The organism is Cytophaga sp., assembly GCF_051961495.1.
Classification (GTDB): Bacteria; Bacteroidota; Bacteroidia; order Cytophagales; family Cytophagaceae; genus Cytophaga.
In genome coordinates this window covers 1-2,264 of sequence record NZ_JBQCDF010000038.1, presented here as the reverse complement: position 1 = coordinate 2,264, position 2,264 = coordinate 1, and the positions used below count along the sequence as shown (strand labels likewise).

The following is a 2,264-nucleotide window of genomic DNA, read 5'->3' as shown; positions in this document are numbered from 1 at the left end:
TGAATTTAAAATTAAACATCGCTGATACTGCTGCAATGCTCGCCCCGTATGCAAATGCATCAACAATAAATAACTCAATTGCGACTAAATTAAATATTACTGATACGGCTTCCATGCTGAGCACTTACGCCAGAACACAACGCATGATTGATTCTTTGAGTCTGGTACAAAGCAAATTGAATTTAAAATTAAACATCGCTGACACCGCTGCGATGCTTGCACCGTATGCAAATACATCAACTGTGAATAATTCGATTTCAACTAAGTTAAATATTTCCGATACGGCGTCCATGCTGAGCACTTATGCAAGAACACAGCGCATGATTGATTCTTTGGTTTTAGTGCAAAGCAGATTGGATTTAAAATTAAATATCGGTGACACCGCTGCAATGCTTGCATCGTACGCAACAGTCGCCAGTTCAACATCAGCATTAAATACTAAAGTAAATATTTCTGATACAGCTTCCATGCTGAGCAATTATACAAGAACTCAACGCATGATTGATTCATTAAGCTTGGTTCAAAGCAGAATTAATTTAAAATTAAATATTGCTGATACTGCTGCAATGCTCGCACCGTATGCAAATGCGTCAACAGTAAATAACTCAATAGCTACTAAATTAAATATTGCAGATACTGCTGCAATGCTCAGCACTTATGTAAGAACACAACGTATGATTGATTCTTTAAGCTTAGTTCAAAGCAGGTTGAATTTAAAATTAAATGTTGCTGATACGGCTGCAATGCTCGCATCGTATGCAAATTCATCAACAGTAAATAATTCAATAGCTACTAAATTAAATATTTTAGATACTGCCGCTATGTTGGGTTCTTATGCCAGAACACAGCGTCTGATCGATTCTTTGAATCTGGTTCAAAGCAGGATCAATTTAAAATTAAACATCGCGGATACCGCCGCGATGCTTGCACCATACGCCACAGTTGCCAGTTCAACATCAGGATTAAATACCAAAGTAAATATTTCTGATACTGCTTCCATGCTGAGTTCTTATGCAAGAACACAACGCATGATTGATTCTTTGAATTTGGTACAAAACAGAATCAATTTAAAATTAAATATTGCGGATACGGCTGCGATGCTGGCGCCGTATGCAAATGCGTCAACAGTAAATAACTCAATAGCTACTAAATTAAATATTGCAGATACTGCTGCAATGCTCGCACCGTATGCAAATTCATCAACAGTAAATAATTCAATAGCTACTAAATTAAATATTTTAGATACTGCTGCTATGTTGGGTTCTTATGCCAGAACACAGCGTCTGATCGATTCTTTGAATCTGGTTCAAAGCAGAATTAATTTAAAATTAAATATTGCGGATACGGCTGCGATGCTTGCGCCGTATGCAAATGCGTCAACTGTAAATAATTCAATAGCAACTAAATTAAATATTTCTGACACTGCTTCCATGCTGAGCACTTATGCCAGAACACAACGCATGATTGATTCTTTAAGCCTGGTTCAAAGCAACCTAAATTTAAAATTAAATATTGCTGACACCGCTGCAATGCTCGCCCCGTATGCAAATGCGTCAACTATAAATAATTCGATTGCGACTAAATTAAATATTGCTGATACCGCTTCCATGCTGAGCACGTACGCCAGAACACAGCGCATGATCGATTCTTTGACTTTGATACAAAACAGAATCAATTTAAAATTGAATATCGCTGATACGGCTGCAATGCTTGCACCATATGCTACAGTTGCCGGTTCAACAGCAGGTTTAAATACCAAGGTTAATATTTCAGATACGGCCGCTATGTTAGATTCTTATGCCCGAACACAACGCATGATCGATTCTTTAAGTTTGGTACAAAGCAGGTTGAATTTAAAATTAAATATCGCTGATACTGCTGCAATGCTGGCACCGTATGCAAATGCATCAACTGTAAATAATTCAATTGCCACTAAATTAAATATTTCTGATACCGCTTCCATGCTGAGCACTTATACAAGAACCCAGCGCATGCTTGATTCATTGAGTTTGGTGCAAAGCAGGTTGAATTTAAAATTAAATATCGCTGATACTGCTGCAATGCTTGCACCGTATGCTACAGTTGCCGGTTCAACAGCAGGTTTAAATACCAAGGTTAATATTTCAGATACCGCTGCTATGTTATGTTCTTATGCGAGAACACAGCGCATGATTGATTCTTTGACTTTGGTACAAAGCAGATTGAATTTAAAATTAAACATCGCGGATACCGCTGCGATGCTCGCACCGTATGCAACAGTTGCC

The 2,264-nt window shown here is 37.9% G+C and carries 1 protein-coding gene; it reads left to right on the top strand.

Annotated features, from left to right (window positions below):
- Positions 1-2,264 (top strand): hypothetical protein (locus ACTHJT_RS02055; RefSeq protein ID WP_440236023.1); only part of this gene is annotated, 2,264 nt, incomplete at both ends.